Source organism: Mycobacterium sp. 852002-51057_SCH5723018 (genome assembly GCF_001667035.1).
In the GTDB taxonomy this organism is placed as follows: Bacteria; Actinomycetota; Actinomycetes; order Mycobacteriales; family Mycobacteriaceae; genus Mycobacterium.
In genome coordinates, this window is record NZ_LZIR01000068.1 from 1 (window position 1) to 858 (window position 858).

The window sequence follows — 858 nt, forward strand, 5'->3', positions numbered from 1 at the left end:
ATCCAGTCCGAAGAGGTCTACAAGCGCTACATGAAGTACCTCACCGGCTGCGCGAAGCTGTTCCGGAAGGGCTACACCGACGTCAACCAGTTCACGTTGACGAAGTAACCGGCGGGCAGCGCGCCTGTCGCGCTATTTGGTCAGCGTGAACTGCCCCACATTGCTGATGCCCTTCCGGAACAGCTTCGCGCAGCCGGTGAGGTACTTCATGTAGCGCTTGTAGACCTCTTCGGACTGGATCTCGATGGCCTTGTCCTTGTTGGCCTCGAGCGCGGCGGCCCAGATTTCCAGGGTCTTCGCGTAGTGCAGTTGCAACGACTGGATCCGGGCCACCTTGAAGCCGGCCCCGGTCGCGTGCTCTTCCACCGAGGGGATCGTCGGCAGCCATCCGCCGGGGAAGATCTCGGCCAGGATGAACTGGGTGAAGTGAACGATTTCGTGGGTCAACGGGTTGCCCTGCGCCCGGGCGTCCTTGAAGGTGGGCCGGCTGATGGTGTGCAGCAGCATGACGCCGTCGGCCGGCAGCACCTGGTGGGCCATCTTGAAGAAGTGGCCCCACCGTTGGCGGCCGAAGTGCTCGAACGCGCCGATCGAGACGATCCGGTCGACAGGCTCGTCAAACTTCTCCCAGCCCTCCAGCAACACCTGCCGGGTGCGCGGGGTGTCCATCTGGTCGAACATCTTCTGGACGTGCTCGGCCTGGTTCTCCGACAACGTCAGCCCCACGACATTGACGTCATATTCTTCGATGGCGCGCTTCATGGTGGCGCCCCAGCCGCATCCGATGTCGAGCAGAGTCATCCCCGGCTCGAGGTTCAGCTTTCCCAGCGCCAGGTCGAACTTTGCATTCTGCGCCTC

Annotated in this window: 2 protein-coding genes; one reads left to right on the forward strand and one right to left on the reverse strand. The window is 62.5% G+C overall.

The window, feature by feature from the left end:
• On the forward strand, positions 1 to 108 hold a 108-nt coding region (locus A5764_RS27465; RefSeq protein WP_197501374.1), incomplete at its 5' end, for a class I SAM-dependent methyltransferase.
• 24 nt (positions 109 to 132) lie between these two features.
• On the opposite strand, the gene A5764_RS12940 is transcribed toward A5764_RS27465, so the two are convergent.
• The coding region (locus A5764_RS12940) for a cyclopropane mycolic acid synthase family methyltransferase (protein ID WP_067113903.1) at positions 133 to 858 on the reverse strand (726 nt) is incomplete at its 5' end.